The sequence below is a fragment of the Peptoniphilus sp. genome (genome assembly GCF_050943655.1).
Taxonomy (GTDB): Bacteria; Bacillota; Clostridia; order Tissierellales; family Peptoniphilaceae; genus Peptoniphilus_A.
This window is the reverse complement of the sequence record NZ_JBMNPQ010000028.1, coordinates 1-19,706: the sequence shown is the minus strand read 5'-3', so window position 1 is coordinate 19,706 and position 19,706 is coordinate 1. Positions and strand designations below refer to the sequence as shown.

General features: G+C 34.9%; 17 protein-coding genes. 10 read left to right on the top strand and 7 right to left on the bottom strand.

The annotated features are described in order from the left end of the window. Positions 1-1,472: 1,472 nt before the first annotated feature. Positions 1,473-2,363 (bottom strand): fructose bisphosphate aldolase, encoded by an 891-nt coding sequence (locus ACOX6R_RS04190; RefSeq protein WP_433447566.1) that lies wholly within the window; start codon positions 2,361-2,363, stop codon positions 1,473-1,475. Between the two features lie 82 nt (positions 2,364-2,445). On the opposite strand from ACOX6R_RS04190, the gene ACOX6R_RS04185 reads away from it, so the two are divergent. From ACOX6R_RS04185 to ACOX6R_RS04140, 10 genes are all read left to right on the top strand, one after another. Then, positions 2,446-3,024, top strand: a complete 579-nt coding sequence (locus ACOX6R_RS04185; protein ID WP_433447563.1) for a ribonuclease H1 domain-containing protein — start codon at positions 2,446-2,448, stop codon at positions 3,022-3,024. Beyond that, a complete protein-coding gene (locus ACOX6R_RS04180) occupies positions 3,021-3,440 on the top strand; it encodes a deoxycytidylate deaminase (protein WP_433447560.1) in 420 nt (139 codons plus the stop codon). Before ACOX6R_RS04185 ends, ACOX6R_RS04180 begins: the two co-directional genes overlap by 4 nt. 20 nt (positions 3,441-3,460) lie before the next feature. Then, positions 3,461-3,871: a large conductance mechanosensitive channel protein MscL gene (mscL, locus tag ACOX6R_RS04175; protein ID WP_433447558.1), complete on the top strand. Its 411-nt coding sequence runs from the start codon at positions 3,461-3,463 to the stop codon at positions 3,869-3,871. 39 nt (positions 3,872-3,910) lie between these two features. Continuing rightward, positions 3,911-4,939, top strand: a complete 1,029-nt coding sequence (locus ACOX6R_RS04170) for a patatin-like phospholipase family protein (RefSeq protein ID WP_433447557.1) — start codon at positions 3,911-3,913, stop codon at positions 4,937-4,939. Further along, entirely contained in the window at positions 4,929-5,543 is a 615-nt protein-coding gene (locus ACOX6R_RS04165; protein ID WP_433447554.1) for an NUDIX hydrolase, read from the top strand. Before ACOX6R_RS04170 ends, ACOX6R_RS04165 begins: the two co-directional genes overlap by 11 nt. A gap of 208 nt (positions 5,544-5,751) precedes the next feature. After that, a complete protein-coding gene (locus ACOX6R_RS04160) occupies positions 5,752-6,180 on the top strand; it encodes a type II toxin-antitoxin system HicB family antitoxin (RefSeq protein WP_433447552.1) in 429 nt (142 codons plus the stop codon). Positions 6,181-6,373: 193 nt separating this feature from the next. Then, positions 6,374-7,792: a radical SAM protein gene (locus ACOX6R_RS04155; RefSeq protein ID WP_433447550.1), complete on the top strand. Its 1,419-nt coding sequence runs from the start codon at positions 6,374-6,376 to the stop codon at positions 7,790-7,792. Positions 7,793-8,212: 420 nt separating this feature from the next. Then, positions 8,213-9,670 (top strand): type I restriction-modification system subunit M, encoded by a 1,458-nt coding sequence (locus ACOX6R_RS04150; RefSeq protein ID WP_433447547.1) that lies wholly within the window; start codon positions 8,213-8,215, stop codon positions 9,668-9,670. Then, positions 9,670-10,848 carry a restriction endonuclease subunit S gene (locus tag ACOX6R_RS04145; protein WP_433447544.1) on the top strand — a complete coding sequence of 393 codons (1,179 nt, stop codon included), beginning with the start codon at positions 9,670-9,672 and terminating at the stop codon, positions 10,846-10,848. The genes ACOX6R_RS04150 and ACOX6R_RS04145 overlap by 1 nt, the downstream gene beginning before the upstream one ends. A gap of 11 nt (positions 10,849-10,859) precedes the next feature. Then, positions 10,860-14,183 (top strand): DEAD/DEAH box helicase family protein, encoded by a 3,324-nt coding sequence (locus ACOX6R_RS04140; RefSeq protein ID WP_433447542.1) that lies wholly within the window; start codon positions 10,860-10,862, stop codon positions 14,181-14,183. Between the two features lie 135 nt (positions 14,184-14,318). On the opposite strand, the gene ACOX6R_RS04135 is transcribed toward ACOX6R_RS04140, so the two are convergent. Genes ACOX6R_RS04135 through ACOX6R_RS04110 form a run of 6 tightly spaced genes read right to left on the bottom strand, consistent with a single transcriptional unit; the run spans position 14,319 to position 19,585 of the window. Continuing rightward, positions 14,319-15,491 carry a UxaA family hydrolase gene (locus ACOX6R_RS04135; protein WP_433447540.1) on the bottom strand — a complete coding sequence of 391 codons (1,173 nt, stop codon included), beginning with the start codon at positions 15,489-15,491 and terminating at the stop codon, positions 14,319-14,321. Positions 15,492-15,502: 11 nt separating this feature from the next. Beyond that, positions 15,503-15,796 (bottom strand): UxaA family hydrolase, encoded by a 294-nt coding sequence (locus ACOX6R_RS04130; protein WP_433447538.1) that lies wholly within the window; start codon positions 15,794-15,796, stop codon positions 15,503-15,505. Between the two features lie 3 nt (positions 15,797-15,799). Beyond that, complete coding sequence (locus ACOX6R_RS04125) at positions 15,800-16,696, bottom strand: dihydrodipicolinate synthase family protein (protein WP_433447536.1); 897 nt, start codon at positions 16,694-16,696, stop codon at positions 15,800-15,802. Between the two features lie 16 nt (positions 16,697-16,712). Continuing rightward, positions 16,713-17,507 carry an amidohydrolase family protein gene (locus ACOX6R_RS04120; protein ID WP_433447534.1) on the bottom strand — a complete coding sequence of 265 codons (795 nt, stop codon included), beginning with the start codon at positions 17,505-17,507 and terminating at the stop codon, positions 16,713-16,715. Position 17,508: 1 nt separating this feature from the next. Continuing rightward, positions 17,509-18,759 carry a sugar MFS transporter gene (locus ACOX6R_RS04115; protein WP_433447531.1) on the bottom strand — a complete coding sequence of 417 codons (1,251 nt, stop codon included), beginning with the start codon at positions 18,757-18,759 and terminating at the stop codon, positions 17,509-17,511. A 34-nt stretch (positions 18,760-18,793) separates the two neighbouring features. Continuing rightward, positions 18,794-19,585, bottom strand: a complete 792-nt coding sequence (locus ACOX6R_RS04110; protein WP_433447528.1) for an SDR family oxidoreductase — start codon at positions 19,583-19,585, stop codon at positions 18,794-18,796. Positions 19,586-19,706 lie beyond the last annotated feature (121 nt).

The following is a 19,706-nucleotide window of genomic DNA, read 5'->3' as shown; positions in this document are numbered from 1 at the left end:
AAAAGATAAAGAAAAAATATTTGGAGATAAATCTCCTGAAGAAATTGATCAAATTCTTCAACAAAAGTGTGAAGAAATTATGGAAGACGATGGTGAGCGTGAAATAAATTCACAATCAGATAATTTAAGCGATGAAGATTTGATTATAAGTGTAAGTTATCCTTAATGTGATTTAAATGTTCTTATGGGTGAAGAATCTTTTTAGATAAGTGTATGTAAATAATTTTATGTATCAATAGATATTTATGCAGAAATGTATTCGTTTTAATTAGCATTGTCACTTGAAAGTGGCAGTGCTTTTTTAGTGCAATTATTTAAGGAATATTTAATAAAAGTGCGGCTCTTAGTTTGCTTCACTCAGGATGATGTTGAATGGGAAGTTTTTCATATAACGCAGATGAACCATGGCTACAGTTACAACACTAACTCATAAAAACCTCCACCCCCTCATCCCGAGCTTGCCTAAGGATCTGCAAAGCATTCAAGCGAGAACTAATCGTTTTAAAGAAATAGCGTAAAGGAGAAACACTCCAAAACACAGTTTGGGTAAGACGACAACACATCGCCACCATGACCCTACAGATCCTTTATAGACCTAACAGAAATCTTTGATTTCGTAGTAGGTCTTATGCTGTAAAGTGCGACTCCGTCGTCGCGGGGCTCCTCCTTCGCTCAGGATGACGCCCTATGGGTGTTCTTCTGATAAGGACTTAAAATTTTATACTGTAATTAATGATTAGCTCAAAAACAATTATAATTGTGAAAACTTGTGGAACAGTTACGACTTTTACGAACCACAACCTCTACACCTCGTCATTCCGAGTGAGCGTGAAACGCGAATCGAGGAATCTGCAAGGCACTCAAGCGAGAACTTATCGTCTTAACAAAATAACATCAAGGAGTAATAAAACCCATCGGCAAATAGCCTAAACACCTGTCGTCACCTTTTACTCGTCATCCCGAGCTTGCCTAAGGATCTGCAAGGCACTCAAGCGAGAACTTATCGTCTTAACAAAATAACATCAAGGAGTAATAAAACCCATCGACAAATAGCCTAAACACCTGTCGTCACCTTTTACTCGTCATCCCGAGCGTTAGTCGAGGGATCTGCAAAGCAGTCGAGCGAGACCTAATCGTCTTAACAAAATAACATCAAGGAGTAATAAAACCCATCGACAAATAGCCTAAACACCTGTCGTTACCTTTTACTCGTCATCCCGAGCGACAGTCGAGGGATCTGCAAAGCATTCGAGCGAGAACTAATCGTCTTAAAGAGAAATGTGAAGGAGAAATATCTAAAAACACATTCGAATCAAAGCGACAACACTTCTTCACAACCATACATACCTTTAAAATCCAAAAGAAATCCCTATCGCTTAAATCTAAAAAATGTAACTTAATAGCTTTATTCTAAGTAATTTCCACACGCCAAACAAAAAAGAGAGGCACACGCCCCTCTTATCAAAATTATTTTATTTTTCAACTGATGCTTTGTAGTTTAATTCGATTGACTCATCAAGCATTTTTGTGAACTCTTCTTCTGTTTGTTTTACGTTAAGTCCTTCTGTTAGTGCTCTTGAGTATGATGCTATTACGTCATCGTTTTGTACTAGTTTTTTGTTTGCTTCTTCTCTTGAATAACCGCCTGATAGTGCCACGATTCTTACTGTTTGGTCATACTCAAGTAATTCGTGGTACAGATTAGGTTCTTCTGGAAGTGTTAGTTTAAACATTACAAAGGTATCTTTGTCTAAATTTTTAAGTTCTTCAATTAAATATTTTTTAAGAACTTCTTCGATTTCTTTTTTGTCTTCTGCGTGGATGTCAACTTCTGGTTCGATTATTGGCACGAATCCCTTTTCTGATATTAGTTTTGCGTAGTCAAATTGTTGTTTTACTACTTTTTTGATTGACTCTTCGTTAAGTTCTTTTATTACTGAACGCATTTTTGTGCCGAAGATATTTCTTTCTTTTGCGTTTTCTAAAAGCTCGTCAATGTTTTTAAATGGCTTCATCAGTTGAACGCCGTCTTTAAGTTCGTCAAGACCTTCGTCAACTTTTAGTATTGGGACGATGCCCTTTTCTTCCCAAAGATAGTCAGCAGTGTATTTGTCGCCAACTTTTGAATTCATTGTGACTTTAAATAGTATTGCTGCCAAAATTCTATCAGATGTGAAAGCTTCGTTAGTTATTATTCTTTTTCTCATTTCGTGAACAAGATTAAACATCTCTTCGTCGTTTGAGTATTCATCTTCCATTATTCCGTAATTTTTAAGTGCTTTAGGAGTTGATCCTCCAGATTGGTCAAGTGCAGCTATAAATCCCTTGCCGTTTTTCATTCTTTCAAATTGTTCTCTATTCATAATACCTCCAAAAAATTTAGACTACTTATTAATTGTATTATATAATATGTAGGTATTATTGACAAATTGTTTGAGGTGTTAAATGAATTATTACGCAGTAAGAGTGGGTAGAGTTCCCGGCATTTATAAGACTTGGGACGAGTGCAAAAAGCAGGTTTACGGTTTTAAGGGCGCAAGCTACAAAAAGTTTTCAAGTCTTATTGATGCTAAGAATTTTATTTCAAATGAGGAAAAGAAAAAAGTTACAGAGGCAAAAAAAGATGAGCTAATCGTCTATGTCGACGGATCTTATAGAAATTCTGATAAGAGCCACTCCTATGGGGTATATATGTATGGCGAGGGAGAAGAGTATTCATTCTCAAAGAGGTTTTTCACTGACTCAGAGATGAGAAATGTCTCTGGAGAGATAAAGGGAGCCATGCGCGCCATGGACGAGGCTATAAAGCTTGGCAAGAAAAAGATTTATCTTCACTACGACTACGAGGGGATTAGGTCTTGGGCCCTTGGTTATTGGAAGGCAAACAAGGAAGGCACTAAGTTTTATAAAAATTTCTACGATGGCATTAAGGATAAACTCGACGTAGAATTTATAAAGGTTGAGGCTCACTCAGGAGTTGAGTATAACGAGCTTGTTGATAAGCTTGCAAAGGAGGCAAAATGAGAAAGTCTTGGGATGAATATTTTATGGAAATTACAGAAATGGTCGCAACAAGGTCCACGTGTGACAGGGCATTTGTGGGATGCGTCCTAGTAAATGATGATAACAGAATTGTCTCAACGGGCTATAATGGTTCGGTTTCAGGCAATCCTCACTGCATTGATGTAGGGCATACTATGAGAGATGGCCACTGCATTGCAACTATTCATGCAGAGATGAATGCACTTTTATATTGTGCAAAAGAGGGTATATCTGTTAAAGGATGCAGAGCTTATGTGACACATTTTCCTTGTCTAAATTGCACTAAGGCACTTATTCAGGCAGGGATTACTGGAATTTTTTACAAAGAGGCTTATCGAATAGATGAGTACGCCCTTGAACTCATTGAAAAGAACGGTGTTACCTTAAGAAAAATTTAAAAGGCATAAGGAGAAAGACAATGAAAAAATTCATGGCTGAGTTTAAAGAATTTGTTTCACGTGGAAATGTAATGGACATGGCCGTTGGGGTTATCATAGGTGGAGCTTTTGGTAAAATTGTAACTTCACTTGTCGATAATATTTTGATGCCACTAATTGGTATATTAATTGGCGGCAAGGGATTCGAAGATTTAGCTGTAACTGTTGGTACAGCTAAAGTGCAATATGGTATTTTTATTCAAAATATTATTGACTTTTTAATAATTTCTTTTGCAATTTTTGTAATTATAAAACAAATTAACCACATGCAAGATAAGTTTAAAAAAGACGAACCAGAAGAAGCTCCAACAGAAAAAACTTGTCCTTTCTGCAAGTCACAAATTCCAGTTGATGCAACTAGATGTCCACACTGCACATCTGAATTAGAATAATTATTGGGGCATCTGCCCCTTACATAAGGGAGTGAGAAAATGGGTTATGGATTAGTTTTAGAGGGCGGAGGGTCAAAAGGCGCCTACCAAGTAGGTGCCTACCTTGCTCTAATGGAAATGGGATTTGAATTTGATGCAATAGTAGGAACAAGCATTGGAGCTTTAAACGGCGCAATGTTTGCACAAGGCGATGTTTATGAATGCTTTAAGGCTTGGAGAAGCGCGGAGCTTAAAGATTTTGCCAGTGAGCTAAAAGCAGTGGAAGATGAGCACCTAGTGGATCGAATTAAAGAAAAACTTAAAAGACTTAATATAAAACTTCCAGAGCTTGTAATATCTCCTTCTCCACTTTTTAATGTGGTGGATAGATATGTTGACGAGGACAGATTAAGAAAATCAAAAATAGATTTTGGAGTTTGCACATTTAACTTAACAGACTTTAAGGCAGAAAAATTATTTAAAGACGAGATTGAGCCAGGCCTTATGAAGGACTATATAATTGGATCATGTTACATGCCTGCATTTAAACTAAAGCCGCTTCATGGAAAATATTATCTAGACGGAGGATTTATTTCAAAAGCTCCAATAGAAATGCTCGACGGAAGAGATTTAGACATTGTCGTTGTTAGACTTCACAAAGATAGAGACGAAGATCTATCAAATGCAAAATATATAATTGAGCCAAAAAAGAGCCTGGGTGGGACGCTTGACTTTACACCAGAAAGGTCCGAGAATTTAATAAAAACAGGTTACTTCGATGCGTTTAAGACGATTAAAAACTTAAGAGGAGACGATTACTACATCTTTCCAATTAATGTAGAGGACTCAGTAAAATATATTTACCAAATAATAAAGTACAGGACAAAGGACGTTGATTCAAAAATAATGAGGACTGTAATAGAGGAGCATGTGCCAAAGATTGCAGATGAACTCGAGCTATTCGAAAACTTTAACTACGACGATCTTTTATATAGATTATTAGAATTTGAAGCAGAAAAGAAAAAAATCGACAGGTTTAAAATTTATACAGTAGAAGAACTCACTAGGGAGATAATAAATGACAATTAATCTTCGAGAGATAAAAAGAAAAGTAGAAGATGTAAAGCCAGAACCTGTTGATATAAAACACAAATTTTCTGTATTAATACCGCTGATAAAAATAGATGGCAAGGTAAATATAGTCTACGAAAAAAGAGCACATACACTTAGAAACCAACCTGGAGAAATATCATTTCCAGGAGGACGAATAGAAAAGAATGAAACTCCAAGAGATGCAGCAGTAAGGGAGACTTGTGAAGAGCTATTAATAAATAAGAGAGATATAGAAGTATACAGCGAGTCAGATTTTTTAATAAATCCAGCATCAGCAATAATATATTCATTCATTGGCGAAATAAAAAAAGATTTTTATGACATCGTCCCATCTAAGGACGAAGTAGAAGAAATTTTTGCAGTGCCCCTAGAATTTTTTATAAAAACAAAACCGAAGTCTTATATAAATAAAATATCGTATAAAAGAGCCAAGGACTTTCCCTACGAACTTATACCAAATGGCAGGAATTACAAATTTAAAAGGGGAAAGGAAGAGACACTTTTCTACGAGTACGAAGACAAAATAATTTGGGGATTTACTGCCAAGATGACTAAAAACTTTATAGATAAAATAATTTAAGAGGGGAAACCCTCTTTTTTTACTGTTATTTTACTTGACATAATGCGTATAGACGCGCATTATAATATATAAGAGGATGTACTGTTATAACACGGTACAAGATAAAATGATTTAAAGCACAAAACAAAAGGGGTTGATTGCCAAAATACTAAAATAATAGTGGGAGCAGGATTTAGAATCCATCTTACAATCATAAAGAGGTGATAATATGTTTGTTAGCTATCCTGCAGTATTTTATAAAAAATCAAATGAAGAAGGATATACAGTATTATTCCCTGACTTAAAGGACTGTGTAACTTCGGGTAAGAATGTAAACGAAGCTTTCTTGATGGCATCAGATGCACTATGTACATACCTATATTACTTTTTTATACAGGGTAAAAAATTTCCAATAGCAAGCGACATCTGTCATGTAAGTGTTAAGCCTAGTGCAGAAGATAGGGACTACAATTATGAAGGGAGCTTTAAAAGTTTAGTTGGAGCAAATTTTGACGAATACCTGAAAAAGAGTGAATCAAAAGTTGTAAGAAAGAGTTTAACCATCCCCAGTTATCTAAACGAGATGGGAAAGAGCATGAATGTGAATTTCTCTCAGATACTTACAGATGCATTAAAAAATGAATTTGATATCGACTGAGAAAGTTTACTTAACAAATAAAATTTCTAAAAAAATTATATGAAAATGTTTGAAAAATCATCAATATTTTGGTAATATATGGGTATAACTAAAAGTGAACAATGTTCATTTAATATTGAAATACTTATTAATTATATAGTTGGAATAAATCAAACAATATGTTTCACATATTTGGAAATTAGGAGGTCTAATAATGAATATTTCAATTAAGGATAGAGCTACAAGGGCAGCCTTTTCCAAGGCCGTTGATATTGCAATAAACCGCATCAAAAAAGACCCACAAAAAGGAATGCAAGATGTGGTTAACATCTTCGACAATTACTTAATGCCTAAATCTAGTGAAATGAATAGTGGTAAAAACGCTATAGAAAGAATGAGAAAAGAAATAGCAGATCCAAACTCTAAATGGGTTTCATTTGCAGAAGATATAGTAAACGAAATAGACGAAAACATAATCAAAACATTTGTAATAAATGCAGGATATAACGCAGCATATAAGGGCAACAACCTAAGATGTCAGCTTCAAAAAGAATATGACTGTAACATTCCTTGGACAATACTATTTGACCCGACATCAGCATGTAACCTAAAATGTAAAGGATGCTGGGCTGCAGAATACGGACACAAAAACAACTTAACTTACGAAGAAATGGCAAGCATCGTAGAACAAGGAAACGAACTAGGAACTTATTTCTTTATCCTAACAGGTGGAGAACCACTAGTAAGAAAGAAAGATATCCTAAGACTGGCTGAAGAATTTAACGACAGCGAATTCCATATTTTCACAAACGGAACATTAATAGACGAAGAGTTCTGTAAAGAAGTAAGAAGACTTGGAAACCTATCCTTTGCACTAAGTATCGAAGGAACAGAAGAATCCACAGACTTTAGACGTGGCGATGGCGTTTACAAACAAGTAATGGATGCCATGAACCTAATGAAAGAAAACAAACTTCTTTATGCAGTATCAATTTGCTACACAGGACAAAACTACAAATACGTAACAGACGATGACTTCATAGAACTACTTACAGATCACGGATGTAAACTTGCATGGTACTTCCACTACATGCCAGTAGGAGCAGATGCAGACGTAAGTCTATTGCCAACACCAGAACAACGTGAACACGTATATCACAAAGTTCGTGAAATAAGATCAGGTGAATATCCACAAAATATATTCACAATCGACTTCCAAAACGACGGTGAATTTATAAACGGATGTATAGCAGGCGGAAAGAACTACTTCCACATCAACTCACTTGGAGACATGGAACCATGCGTATTCATTCACTACTCTGACTCAAACATCAGAGAAAAGACAATAAAAGAATGTTTGACTAGCCCATTATTTATGGGATTCCACCAAAATCAACCATTCAACAAAAACTTATTAAAACCTTGCCCAATGCTTGAAAATCCAGGCAGACTTACAAAAATAGTAAACGACTCTGGAGCAAAGAACACTGACTTAATCGCATCAGAAAGTGCAGAAGAATTGCAAGCAAAAACAACACCATATGCAATGGCTTGGAACGAAACAGCAAACAAATTGTGGAAAGAAACACATGGCGACAAGGAAGTAAAAAAAGAAGCAGAAATAGCAGAATAAGACTAAATGATTACCTCTAAAAATTAATTATAACTCTTATTCTAAGTCACAGAATAGTGCAGGCACACAAAAAGCTTGCACTTTTTTTGTCTGGTGATAGGAAAATAAATTAAATAATTATAACTTATCATATAAAATGCCTATATTTTGTCCCATTGAGTGAGTAGATTAGTTGTCACATGTTATATGAATAAGGAATATGTGGATTCTGATAAAACTTCTTCAGTGTCTTGACAAGAAAACTTAGAGGGAAAGTACAAAAAGAATTGACTAGAAAAAGCACAACTAATTTCACAGTCACTCAATACTTTAAAACTACAATATGGTGCAATCGTTTGTATTTTTTATCAATAATATTTTAATAATAATGTTATAATTATAGATAAGATTAATTGTTTAAACAAACATTAAGGAGAGACTATGATTACAGGAGAACTTAGAAACAGAGTGGACAAAATTTGGGATATTTTTTGGGTTGGAGGAATCACCAATCCATTAACAGTTATAGAACAGTTCACTTATTTGCTTTTTATAAAATCTTTAGATGTCAAACAGCTTAATTCTGAAAAGAATGCAGAACTTCTTAGAATTGAACCAAAAATTATTTTTGATGAGGATCATAATCATCTCAGATGGTCAAATTTTAAACACTTTGATTCAGAAAGAATGTTTGAAGTAGTTTCAACTGAAGTGTTTCCATTTATAAAAAATTTAAAAGAAAGTGAGTCATCTTTTACTCGATTTATGGAAGATGCAGTTTTTGTAATTCCAACACCTAGAATGCTCGAGTCTGTTGTCACAAATATTGACGAACTAATGGATAATACACCAATAAGAGAACTGGGCGATCTTTACGAGTACATGCTTAGTAAACTTACAACAGCAGGCAAAAACGGACAGTTTAGAACACCACGCCATATAATTGAGATGATGGTTAAATTAACTCGGCCAATACCAACTGATTATATATGCGATCCATCGGCAGGAACTTGTGGATTTTTAATTTCTGCAGCGGAATACTTATTAGAAAATTACGAGGATGAAATTTTTACATCAGAGGAGCTTAAAAACCATTTTAATAACGACATGTTTACAGGAAACGAAATTGACAGCACAATGCTTAGAATTGGAACAATGAACATGCTTCTTCATGATGTAGAGAATCCTCAAATAAATTACAAAGATTCACTATCAAAATCAAATAAAGATAGAGAAAAATACACACTTGTCTTGGCAAATCCTCCTTTTAAAGGAAGCTTAGATAAAGATGTAGTTTCAGACGACTTAAACAGAATAACAAACACAAAGAAAACAGAACTTTTATTTATTGCGCTATTTTTAGCAATATTAAAAAGTGGCGGAAGAGCAGCAGTCATTGTACCTGATGGAGTGCTTTTTGGAGCGAGCAATGCTCATAAGTCCCTTAGAAAAGAACTAATTGAAAATAACAAGCTCGATGGAGTAATTTCCATGCCATCAGGTGTATTTAAACCATATACAGGAGTTTCAACTGCCATACTTTTATTTACAAAGACGGGCATTGGTGGCACTGATAAAGTTTGGTTCTATGATATGGAAGCTGATGGCTTTTCACTCGATGACAAGAGAGAAAAAATTGAAGAAAATGATATAGAAGATATTATAGAAAGATTTCACAATTTAGAAGGCGAAGAAGAAAGACAGAGGACGGAAAAATCTTTCCTAGTGCCAGTAGATGAAATAATAGAAAATGGATACGACCTTTCTATTAATAGATACAAGGAAATTGTCTACGACGAAGTGGATTACGAAGAGCCAAATGTTTTGATTGAGAAGATAAAAAATTTAGAAGAGGAAATTATCACAGGCCTTGATGAAATTGAGAGGTTGGTGAAGTGATGGAGTGGATTGAACTTGGTAAACTTGGAGAAGTTTCAACTGGTAACACTCCAAAGAAAAAGAATTTAGAATTTTACTCTTCTGAATATATTCCATTTATAAAGCCAACGAGCTTCAAGATTAATAAGATTGTTGAATTAGATGTTGGTGAAGAATGGTTATCAAAACTTGGATCTGAGCAAGGAAGAATAGCAAACAAGAATGATATATTAGTTACCTGTATTGGAAGTGTTGGAAATATAGGGATAGCAAAAGACAATATTTGTTTTAATCAACAAATAAACGCGATAAAAGTTAATGAAGAAATAATTAATCATAAATATTTAGCATATGCTTTGTTCTTCATTAGACCAACATTAATGCACATTGCTAATAATGCCGTCGTTCCAATTATCAATAAATCTAATTTTGAAAAAATAAAAATCCCAGTTCCTTCTTTAAAAATTCAAGAAGACATTGTGGAAATTTTGGACAATGCTCAAAGTCTAATTGACAAGAGGCGCGAACAAATTGAACTTCTAGATGATTTGATTGAATCTGTATTTTACGAAATGTTTGGCGATCCTTTTATAAACAATAAAAATTGGGGAGTTAAAGCATTGAAAGAAGTGGTTGAGATTAATCCTCCAAAGAGTGAACTAAAATATTCAAAAGATTTTGAAATTGAAGTGTCTTTTGTACCTATGGAAGATGTTAAAGAAACTGGTAATTTAATATTAAACGAGACTAAGAAAATTTCTGAAGTGTATAAAAGTTATACTTATTTTAAAGAAGATGATATACTTTTTGCAAAAATTACACCTTGTATGGAAAATGGGAAAAGTTGCATTGCTAAAAATTTGGAGAATAAGATTGGTTTTGGTTCTACAGAATTTCATGTAATAAGGGTTGGAGATTTTTTAAATAATAATTACTTATTATGTTTAATTCGTACAGATCATTTTAAAAAATTAGCTGAGTCAAAAATGACTGGAAGTGCAGGACAAAGAAGAGTACCTGCAAATTTTCTAAAAAACTTTGAAATTCCAGTACCCCCAATCGAACTGCAAAATAAATTTGCAGATATTGTAAATGCTATTGAAAGTGAAAAAGAAATTATAAAAAATTCGCTAAATTTATTGGAAGAAAATTATAAGTCCATTATGGACAGTGCCTTTAAGGAAGAATTGTTCCACTAGGAGGTGGCAATTTGGATTCTAATTTTTCATATTTAAAAAAAGAAAAGCAGTATAGCTCCTTTGTAGATGCATGTATAGAGGCTGAGAGCCTTATGAATGTGTCTTACAACGCCTCTGCGACTTACACAAGAAAAGCAGCGGAGCTTGCTGTAAGGTGGCTATATATAAACGACGACGCTTTGAGGCTTCCTTATAATGATAACTTTGCCGCCCTCATCAATTCTTATGATTTTAGACAAATCGTTGGTATGGATATTTACAAGGCGATTGACTACACTAGAGAGCTTGGCAACAAAGCGACACACACAAACATGAGCGTAGATAGAGCTCAAGCAGTTCTTTCTCTTAGAAATCTTTTTAATCTAACAAATTTTATCGACTACTGTTATTCAGTTGAATATGAAGAGCGTGAATTTAACGAGGATATCCTCGGTCACAACGACAAGATTAAAAAGACAAGTGAAGAGAGAGAAAGGTACAAAAAACTTCTTGATGAAAATCAAAAAAATCTCGAGGATTTGATTAAAGAAAATCAAAAACTAAGAGAAGAAAACGAAAAGATAAGATTATCAAACGAAAGTGCCAGAAACTTTAATGTTGACACTTTAACTGAGGCTGAAACTCGAGATGCATATATTAAGCTTGATCTTGAGATGAAGGGCTGGAGATTTGGATCGAACTGTCTTGAGGAAGTTATGGTAACTCACATGAAGAGTTCGTCAAAAATTGGCTATGTGGACTATGTTTTATATGGTGATGATGGCAAACCTCTTGCTGTTGTTGAAGCAAAAAGGACAAGCCTAAGTCCAAAACAAGGCAAGGAACAGGCAAGGCTTTATGCTGATTCGCTTGAGATAGAGACGGGAGTTCGTCCGATTATATTTTTTACTAATGGAATTGATTACTACATTTGGGATGATAGAGATGCTCCTGAGAGAAAAATTTCTGGTATTTATAGTAAAAAAGATTTGGAATCTCTATTTTTTATAAAGAAAAATAGAAAGTCACTTTTAAATGCCAAGATAAACGAGGATATCACTAATAGATATTATCAGAAGGAAGCTATTAGGAGGACTCTTGAGAGTTATGAAAGTGGACACAGAAAAGCTCTTCTTGTTATGGCAACTGGCAGTGGTAAGACAAGGACAGCAGCATCTATTGTCGATGTTATGACAAAGTGTAACTGGGCTAAGAATATTTTATTTTTAGCTGATCGGACTGCTCTTGTGAAGCAAGCGAAGGAAAGCTTTAGTAAATATCTGCCCGATCTTTCTCTTTGCAATCTTTTGGAGAGCAAAGACGATGTGAACAGTAGGATGGTTTTTTCTACATATCCAACCATAATGAACTCCATTGACGAAAAAAAGGGTGACGATGGAAATAAGATTTTTACTACAGGACATTTTGATTTAATTATTTTAGATGAGTCACACCGCTCTATTTACAAAAAGTACAAGGACATCTTCGACTACTTTGATGCTAAACTTTTGGGGCTTACTGCAACTCCTGTAAGTGACATTGGTAGAAATACCTACAGAATTTTTGACTTGGAGGTGGGTAATCCTACTTATGCCTACGATTTGGACAGGGCTGTAGAAGATGGTTATCTTGTGCCGTATGAGTTACCTGCTATTTCTGAGACAAAAATTATGAAAAGAGGAATTATTTATAACGATTTATCTGAGGAGGAGAAAGAAGCTTTTGAGGAAACCTTTGGCACTTTTGATGACATTCCAAACAGCATGATTAACAAGAGTCTTTTTAACATAGATACAGTGGATCTGGTAATTAGTGACTTAATGAAAAGAGGTATTAAGGTCAAAGGTGGCGACAGGCTTGGAAAGACAATTATTTTTGCTGCCAACAGATCTCATGCCGATTTTATTGTTGAGAGGTTCAACATTCTTTACCCTGAATACAAGGGAGAGTTTGCGCAAGCTATTTATCACAGCATTAGTTATGTTGATGTTTTAATTGATAGGTTCAAAAACAAAAACTCTTTTCCGCAGATAGCTGTATCTGTAGATATGCTAGATACTGGAATTGACGTGCCAGAGATTGTGAATTTAGTATTTTTTAAACCTGTTAGGTCGAAGGCAAAGTTTTGGCAAATGGTTGGCCGCGGAACTCGTCTTTGTGAAAATTTATTTGGACCTGGAATGGACAAGAAAAAGTTTTATATTTTCGATTATTACGATAACTTTGGTTATTTTGGTGGTACTGGTTCTAATACTGAGACGACAATCCAAGTTTCTCTAACTGAAAATATTTTTAATATCAAAGTCGATATAATAAAGATTTTGGAGAATATGAAATATAGTGATAAGAGTTTTAGAAATTATAGAAATGAGCTCGTAGAAGATATAGTTTCGACTGTTAACGATATTAATAGAGATAAATTTTCGGCGAGCATGAGAATTAATTACATTGATAAGTTTTCGAATAAAGAAACTTTTGAGAGTCTTAAGGAGAAAGACATAAAAGAATTAAAGGACGAAGTTGTTCCTCTAATAGTCTCCACTGATTCAGACGAAATGGCAAAAAGATTTGATTATTTGATGTATACAATTGTGTTTTGCAAATTATCTGGCGCAATTTTTACTGGAGAAATTAACCGAGTTAAAAACACTGCGAGAAGTCTCATGGACAAGGGAACAATTCCAAATGTAGCTAAAGAGAAGGACTTAATTTATAAATTAGTAGACGATGAGTTTTGGAAAGATGCAGATATATTTGATTTTGAAAATATAAGACTAAGGTTGCGTGAGCTTATAAAATTAATTGACAAAGAGAAGAGAGAAATCTACTACACAGATTTTAAGGATGAAGTTATAGGCACAAAAGAAAACGAGGTTACTTATACAGTAAATGACTTGGAAGCTTATAAAGAAAGAGTAGAGTCCTATTTCAAAAAATATGCCTATGTTTTGCCAATTCATAAGCTCAGAAACAATGAAAAACTTACGGAAGAAGATGTAAAATATTTTGAAAAAGTTTTGTTTGAAGAATTGGGTGACAGGACATCCTTTGAAAAGGTTTATGGGGAAAAACCACTTTTAAAGTTAGTAGCTCAGATTGCAGGTATGGATAGAAAAGCTGCACAAAGAGAATTTTCAGAATTTTTATCAGATGAAAGGTTAAACTCGGATCAAATAGATTTTGTTAAAAATATTGTTGAACATATTATAAAAAATGGTTCACTTGAGAAGGAAATAATTAACGACAGGCCCTTTAACAAATACGGGAATGTGGAGTATTTATTTGATGGAAAGATAGATGTAGCTAAAAATATTATTTCGAAAATTGAGAAAATTAACGATAGACTTATAGTATGAAAAGGGGGCGTTGCCTCCTTTTTTGTTTGAGTTTGTATTTGTATAGTCAATACAAGAATGCAGCATCTAATTCATTTATAAGTTTTCATACAAAAAAATCCCACCTCAAAGGGTGGGACTTATACATATTTTATTTTATACGAAGTTTGCGGCTCTTGCTATTGATGTTTCTGTGAATCCAAATTCTTCTGCTCTTGTTTCTTTTCCGTCTGCGTACTCTATTAGTCTATTGTAGAGTTCTTCTCCCTGTTCATTCATTGTCTTTTCGCCATAGATTACGCCGCTTGCGTCAAAGTCAAGGTTAATCTGCATCATTTGCCATGTTTTTCTATTTGCTGTTACTTTTACGACTGGTGCTATTGGGTGGCCTGTTGGTGTTCCTCTTCCTGTTGAGAAGACTACTATTTGTGCTCCGCCTGCCACCATGCCTGCAACAGATGATGGGTCGTTTCCCGGTGTGTCCATAATTACTAGGCCTTCTCCTGTTGCCATGTGTTCTGCGTAACCGTAGACGTTATTTATTGTTGTTGAGCCTGCCTTGTGGATGCAACCGAGGGATTTTTCTTCTAATGTTGTAAGACCTCCCTCTTGGTTTCCAACGGAAGGGTTTCCTTCGCGAACGTCGTGCCCTGTGTTTTTTCTGATGTGCTCTTCGAAGTCACCTACAATTTTATATATTTTATCGTGTACTTCTTTATTTTTTGCACGTCTTGCCAGGATATGCTCTGCTCCTATAAATTCTGTTGTTTCAGATAATACTACGCTTGCGCCTTTTTCTACTAATATGTCGCTCATCTTTCCAATTGTCGGATTAGATGCAAGGCCAGATGTTGTGTCGGACCCTCCGCATTCTGTTGCGACGATTAGTTTTGATACTGGAAATTCTTCTCTTTTTAATTTGTTTGCATCTTCTACCATTTTTTGGGCGATTTTAGATCCTTTTTCTACTGCATTAACTGTTCCGCCCACGTCTTGGATAACTACTGTCTCTACTGGTTTTTTTACGATTTTTAGTATTTCTTTTTTTATTAGGCTTGCTTGGTGATTTTCACAGCCAAGTCCAACGATAACTACTCCATATACGTTTGGATGTGCGCCGTAACCTACAACAGTTCTAAGAGTCATGTCAGAATCTGATCCAACTTGTGAGCAGCCAAGTTGATGAGAAAAAGTTATTGTGCCGTCTACTTTTCTCTGTATTAGTTTTGTGGTATCTGATGCGCAGATACTTGCTGGGAGTACTAGTACGTGATTTCTTATTCCGACTCTTCCGTCTTCTCTAAGATATCCTAAAAATTTATCTTTCATCTTCATCACCATTATTCCTTTAGTTTTAAGTTTTCTCTGTTGTCTCTTACGTTTTGAAGATGCACATGAGAGCCCACTTCAATATTTTTTGATGCAACTCCAATGTGCTCGCCATATTTTACTACATAGTCGCCCATCTTTATTGGCTTAATTGCAATTTTGTGATAAATAGGGATATCTTCTATTGCTGTTACTTCTTTTGTAGCCCCGTCTAAGTTGTCATAAGTTATGACATCGCCTTTTTTTACTTCTTCAACGATTACTACTACATTGTCTTTTTCGTTAATTTTGAGCGCTTTTTTCATGTTTCACTCCCAATCTATAACTGAGCTAAATATTTTTGTTGCAAGTTCTACTTCTTTTTCACTTATTTCGTCAAATGGAAATATTGATTTTGTGCTTATGTTAAATCCTCTTTTGTTCATTAATATTTTAAATAGTTTTGAGAAGTTTGGTCTAATTTTATATAGAGGCATAAGTGAGTCAATCATCTGTTGAATTCTTTTCACTTTGTTAAAATCTTTTTCTTCTGCTGCTTTTATCCAGCTTGCCCAAATTTCTGGAACTATATTTGAAAAAGCTGATATATTGCCGTCTCCGCCTGAGAGTATATTTGATACGAATTGATTGTCAAAGCCTGAGTATACTTTAAAATCAGGCTTAATTTTCTTAATTCTGTAGATTATGGCCTTTGTGTTTTCTGCGTTATCTACTGTGTCCTTTATCCCCGCAATGTTTGGATATTTGCGGACTAATTTTTCTATTGTTTCTGGTGCGATATTTAGTCCAGTTCTTGCAGGGAAGTTGTAGATGTAGATATCGCCGTCAAGTTCTTCTGCAAGGCGCGCATACCAATTATACGCTTCTTCTTGACCCATGGCGTAGTAAAATGGTGGAAGTATTAACAGACCATCTACTCCAGCATCAAGTGCCTTTTTAGATAGGTCGAGTGTATTTTTTAAATTTATATTTCCTGTTCCTGCTATTACTGGAACTTTGCCACCTACAACTTCTACATAAAGTTTTATTAGCTCTAATTTTTCGTCGTTAGAAAATTCTGTAAATTCACCAGTTGATCCAAAAGGAGCAAATCCGCCAATGTTATTCATAAGCAAAAATTCAATTACTTTTTTGTTTGCGTCTAAATCTATTTTTCCGTTTTCATCTATTATAGTAACTGTAGGTGAAATTATTTTATATGACATTTTTCCTCCATCTCCATTAAAAAATATTGTAACATTCTTTGGCATTGTTTTTGAAAAAGTCTTCGTCGTCACCAAAGGTATCTATTAAAATCTCAAGGTGTTCGTCGAAGTTAGAATAAAGTTCTACGACTGGCCAGTTAGATGCATACATAAGTCTTTTTGCATCGAAAGTCTCTTTAATAAAACTCAACAAATCACGCACAAATTCTTTATCCTCTGTAGGATAACCTGATACCTTTACATAAAGATTTGGAAATTTTGCCAAAGCTTTCATGTTTTCTTTGTACTCTTCGTCTAATTTTTCCACATTGCCAACGTGATCAAGTACTACTTTTGCATTTGGAACTTTTTCCATAAGTTTTACTAAATCAGATAGCTCATCTACTCTATTGCAAGAGTCAAAGCTTAAATTCTTTTTAGTAAGTTCCTTAATTCCTTCGACAAAGCCATCTTCTAAGCATCTTCCTTTTGGAGCAGATGGAACGTGAAGTGGCTCCCTTACACCGTTTGAAAATACTGGAATTCTCATAGTAGGTGAGACTTTTGCACGAGGAACTCTTGCCAAAATTTTCTCTTCATTTTTTACAATCTTACTTACTATCTCATCTTCTAAAATTGGATTATCTGAGTCTACCTCAACATATACTCCGCCCAAAAAGTTTATTCCATCGAAATTTTTGTACATATTTTTATAATCATCTATTGAATATGATTTTGCAATAGGTGGGCAGTCTTCTAGCCAAGGTAAATTTTGTCTTTCTAAATCCCAAATGTGAAAGTGGGAATCTATTATATCAATTTTTTTATTCATATTAAGCCTCCAGTCCTTTTTTAGAACCTACAAATCCATACCATGCGCAGTATATAAATCCTATTACAGTTACACCCATTGCAACTTGAAGACTTGTCTTATCTCCAATTGCTGACATGATAACTGGAATTATGGCAGCTCCGACTATACTCATAGTAAGAATTGATGCGCCTGTCTTTGCGTCGTTACCAGTAAGTCCAACAAGTGAAAGTGAATAAATTGTTGGAAAACCTATTGAGATAAATAGGTAGGAGATAATAAATGCAATTACAGAAACTTTGCCAAGTCCAAGTGCAACTATTACCATTAGAATTGCACTAAGTGACATATATACTCCCAAAATTTTATTAGGTTTAAATTTACTCATAAGTGGAGTTGTGACAAAACGGCCCACTGTAAATAAAAGGGATACTATTCCCAAATATTTTGTAGCTGTTCCCGCACTCATGCCTTCCCAGTGCTCAAGTGAGTAGGAAGAAAATAGTGCCATTCCTCCAACTTGAAGGCCGATAAAGATAAAAGCTGCAAGTACGCCAAGCGCAAAGTGTGGAATTTCAAATAATTTTTTGATGCCACCTGTGTTTTCTTCGTTTGCCTCTTCGTCTCCAGGAGGAGTTGGAAGTTTTACAAAGAAGAATATTGCAAGAACTATTGCAAGTGCAATGGCAATTCCTATATAAATTGTCTTAGTTCCATCTAAGAAACTTGCCTTAGCTTGTTCAAAACCAGCGTCCCCTGGATTTAGAGTTTCGCCAATTACTGACCCAAGTATAAATGGACCGACGATGTTGCCGACGCCGTTAAAAGATTGTGCTAAGTTTAATCTAAAAGCTTCTTTTTCTGGATCGCCAAGTTTTGTAATATAAGGGTTGCAATTTGTTTCAAGTGTTGCAGCGCCTGATGCTGTTATAAACATGGCAAGTAAAAATAAATTGTAATTCATGCTTGATGTTGCAGGAATTGTAAGAAGAGAGCCGATTACAAAAAGTGCAAGGCCCATCATTATTCCAACTTTATAGCCATGCTTTTTAGCAACGATTGATGCTGGAATTGCCAAAAAGAAATATGCTCCAAAGTATGCCATCTGAAGCAGTGATGCCTTTGTGGCAGAAATTTCCATGTAATTTGCCATTGGAGTGTTCAGTGCATTTACAAGGTTCATTGTAAGACCCCATGCAAAGAATAGGAATGTCACAAGAACTATTGCAATCGTCGCCTTTGAACCTCTTTTATTAGTTACATCATTAGACATTTTTTCATCCTTTCTCTTAAAAAAGTTTTAAAAATTAGCTAAGAGCTCTGTCTAGGTGAACATAACCACCATCGACAAATACCCATTGTCCAGTTGTGTGGGATGCTCTATCAGATAACAAGAAGCAAGCAGTGTCTGCAATCTCTTCTGGTTTAGTCATTCTCTTTTCTAGAGGAATTTTGTCAGTAATAAGTTTAAGTCTTTCTTCTTGAGCCTTTTCGTCGCCAAAAGTCTTGATCCAATTTGCATAAAGTGGAGTCCATGCTTCTGATACAACGATGGCATTAACTCTTACCTCGTCTTTTGCAAGAGCAGCAGCCCATTCTCTAGTAAGACCTAGGATTGCACCTTTTGCTGCGGCATAAGCAGAAGTTTTACCTTGACCAGTTAGAGCAGTCTTAGAAGTAATATTTAAAATTGAGCCTTTGCTTTCTTTTAAATATTCAACAGATTGGTGAACTAGCTCGTAGTAGTGAGTTAGGTTTGAGTGGATTGATTTTTCAAAATCTTGCCAGCTTGTTTCTTCCAAACTCAAGTTGTCGTTTCTGCCAGCGTTATTTACGATGCCGTCGATGTGACCAAATTTTTTAACAACGTCTTCTACGATAGGTGCGATTTCATCAGTGTTGTTTAAATCGATATAATAAATTGCGTACTTGTCAGTTATTTGTGCAAGTTCCTTTTCATATTCTTCTGCAGCTTCATTTTTTCTGTTTAAAACTACAGGGATGACACCTTCTCTTGCAAGCTCAAGTGAGATTGCTCTTCCGATTCCTTTAAAGCCACCAGTAACGATTATAACTTTTCCTTCTAAATGTAAATTCATGTTTACCTCCAAATTAAAATTAAAAATAAAATAAGTAGCAACTTTCAAATAAAAATTTTTAAAACCTTGAATAAAAATAAATCAAGGAGTATAATTCGTATATACGAATATAAACCCTAAT

Excerpts from the sequence above, each read along its gene's own strand:
- ACOX6R_RS04125 (WP_433447536.1), bottom strand. The coding sequence starts at position 16,696 with ATGTCATATAAAATAATTTCACCTACAGTTACTATAATAGATGAAAAC.
- mscL (WP_433447558.1), top strand. The coding sequence starts at position 3,461 with ATGAAAAAATTCATGGCTGAGTTTAAAGAATTTGTTTCACGTGGAAAT.
- ACOX6R_RS04130 (WP_433447538.1), bottom strand. The coding sequence starts at position 15,796 with ATGAAAAAAGCGCTCAAAATTAACGAAAAAGACAATGTAGTAGTAATC.
- ACOX6R_RS04145 (WP_433447544.1), top strand. The coding sequence starts at position 9,670 with ATGGAGTGGATTGAACTTGGTAAACTTGGAGAAGTTTCAACTGGTAAC.
- ACOX6R_RS04185 (WP_433447563.1), top strand. The coding sequence starts at position 2,446 with ATGAATTATTACGCAGTAAGAGTGGGTAGAGTTCCCGGCATTTATAAG.
- ACOX6R_RS04190 (WP_433447566.1), bottom strand. The coding sequence starts at position 2,363 with ATGAATAGAGAACAATTTGAAAGAATGAAAAACGGCAAGGGATTTATA.
- ACOX6R_RS04170 (WP_433447557.1), top strand. The coding sequence starts at position 3,911 with ATGGGTTATGGATTAGTTTTAGAGGGCGGAGGGTCAAAAGGCGCCTAC.
- ACOX6R_RS04120 (WP_433447534.1), bottom strand. The coding sequence starts at position 17,507 with ATGAATAAAAAAATTGATATAATAGATTCCCACTTTCACATTTGGGAT.
- ACOX6R_RS04160 (WP_433447552.1), top strand. The coding sequence starts at position 5,752 with ATGTTTGTTAGCTATCCTGCAGTATTTTATAAAAAATCAAATGAAGAA.
- ACOX6R_RS04110 (WP_433447528.1), bottom strand. The coding sequence starts at position 19,585 with ATGAATTTACATTTAGAAGGAAAAGTTATAATCGTTACTGGTGGCTTT.
- ACOX6R_RS04150 (WP_433447547.1), top strand. The coding sequence starts at position 8,213 with ATGATTACAGGAGAACTTAGAAACAGAGTGGACAAAATTTGGGATATT.
- ACOX6R_RS04155 (WP_433447550.1), top strand. The coding sequence starts at position 6,374 with ATGAATATTTCAATTAAGGATAGAGCTACAAGGGCAGCCTTTTCCAAG.
- ACOX6R_RS04165 (WP_433447554.1), top strand. The coding sequence starts at position 4,929 with ATGACAATTAATCTTCGAGAGATAAAAAGAAAAGTAGAAGATGTAAAG.
- ACOX6R_RS04135 (WP_433447540.1), bottom strand. The coding sequence starts at position 15,491 with ATGAAAGATAAATTTTTAGGATATCTTAGAGAAGACGGAAGAGTCGGA.
- ACOX6R_RS04180 (WP_433447560.1), top strand. The coding sequence starts at position 3,021 with ATGAGAAAGTCTTGGGATGAATATTTTATGGAAATTACAGAAATGGTC.
- ACOX6R_RS04115 (WP_433447531.1), bottom strand. The coding sequence starts at position 18,759 with ATGTCTAATGATGTAACTAATAAAAGAGGTTCAAAGGCGACGATTGCA.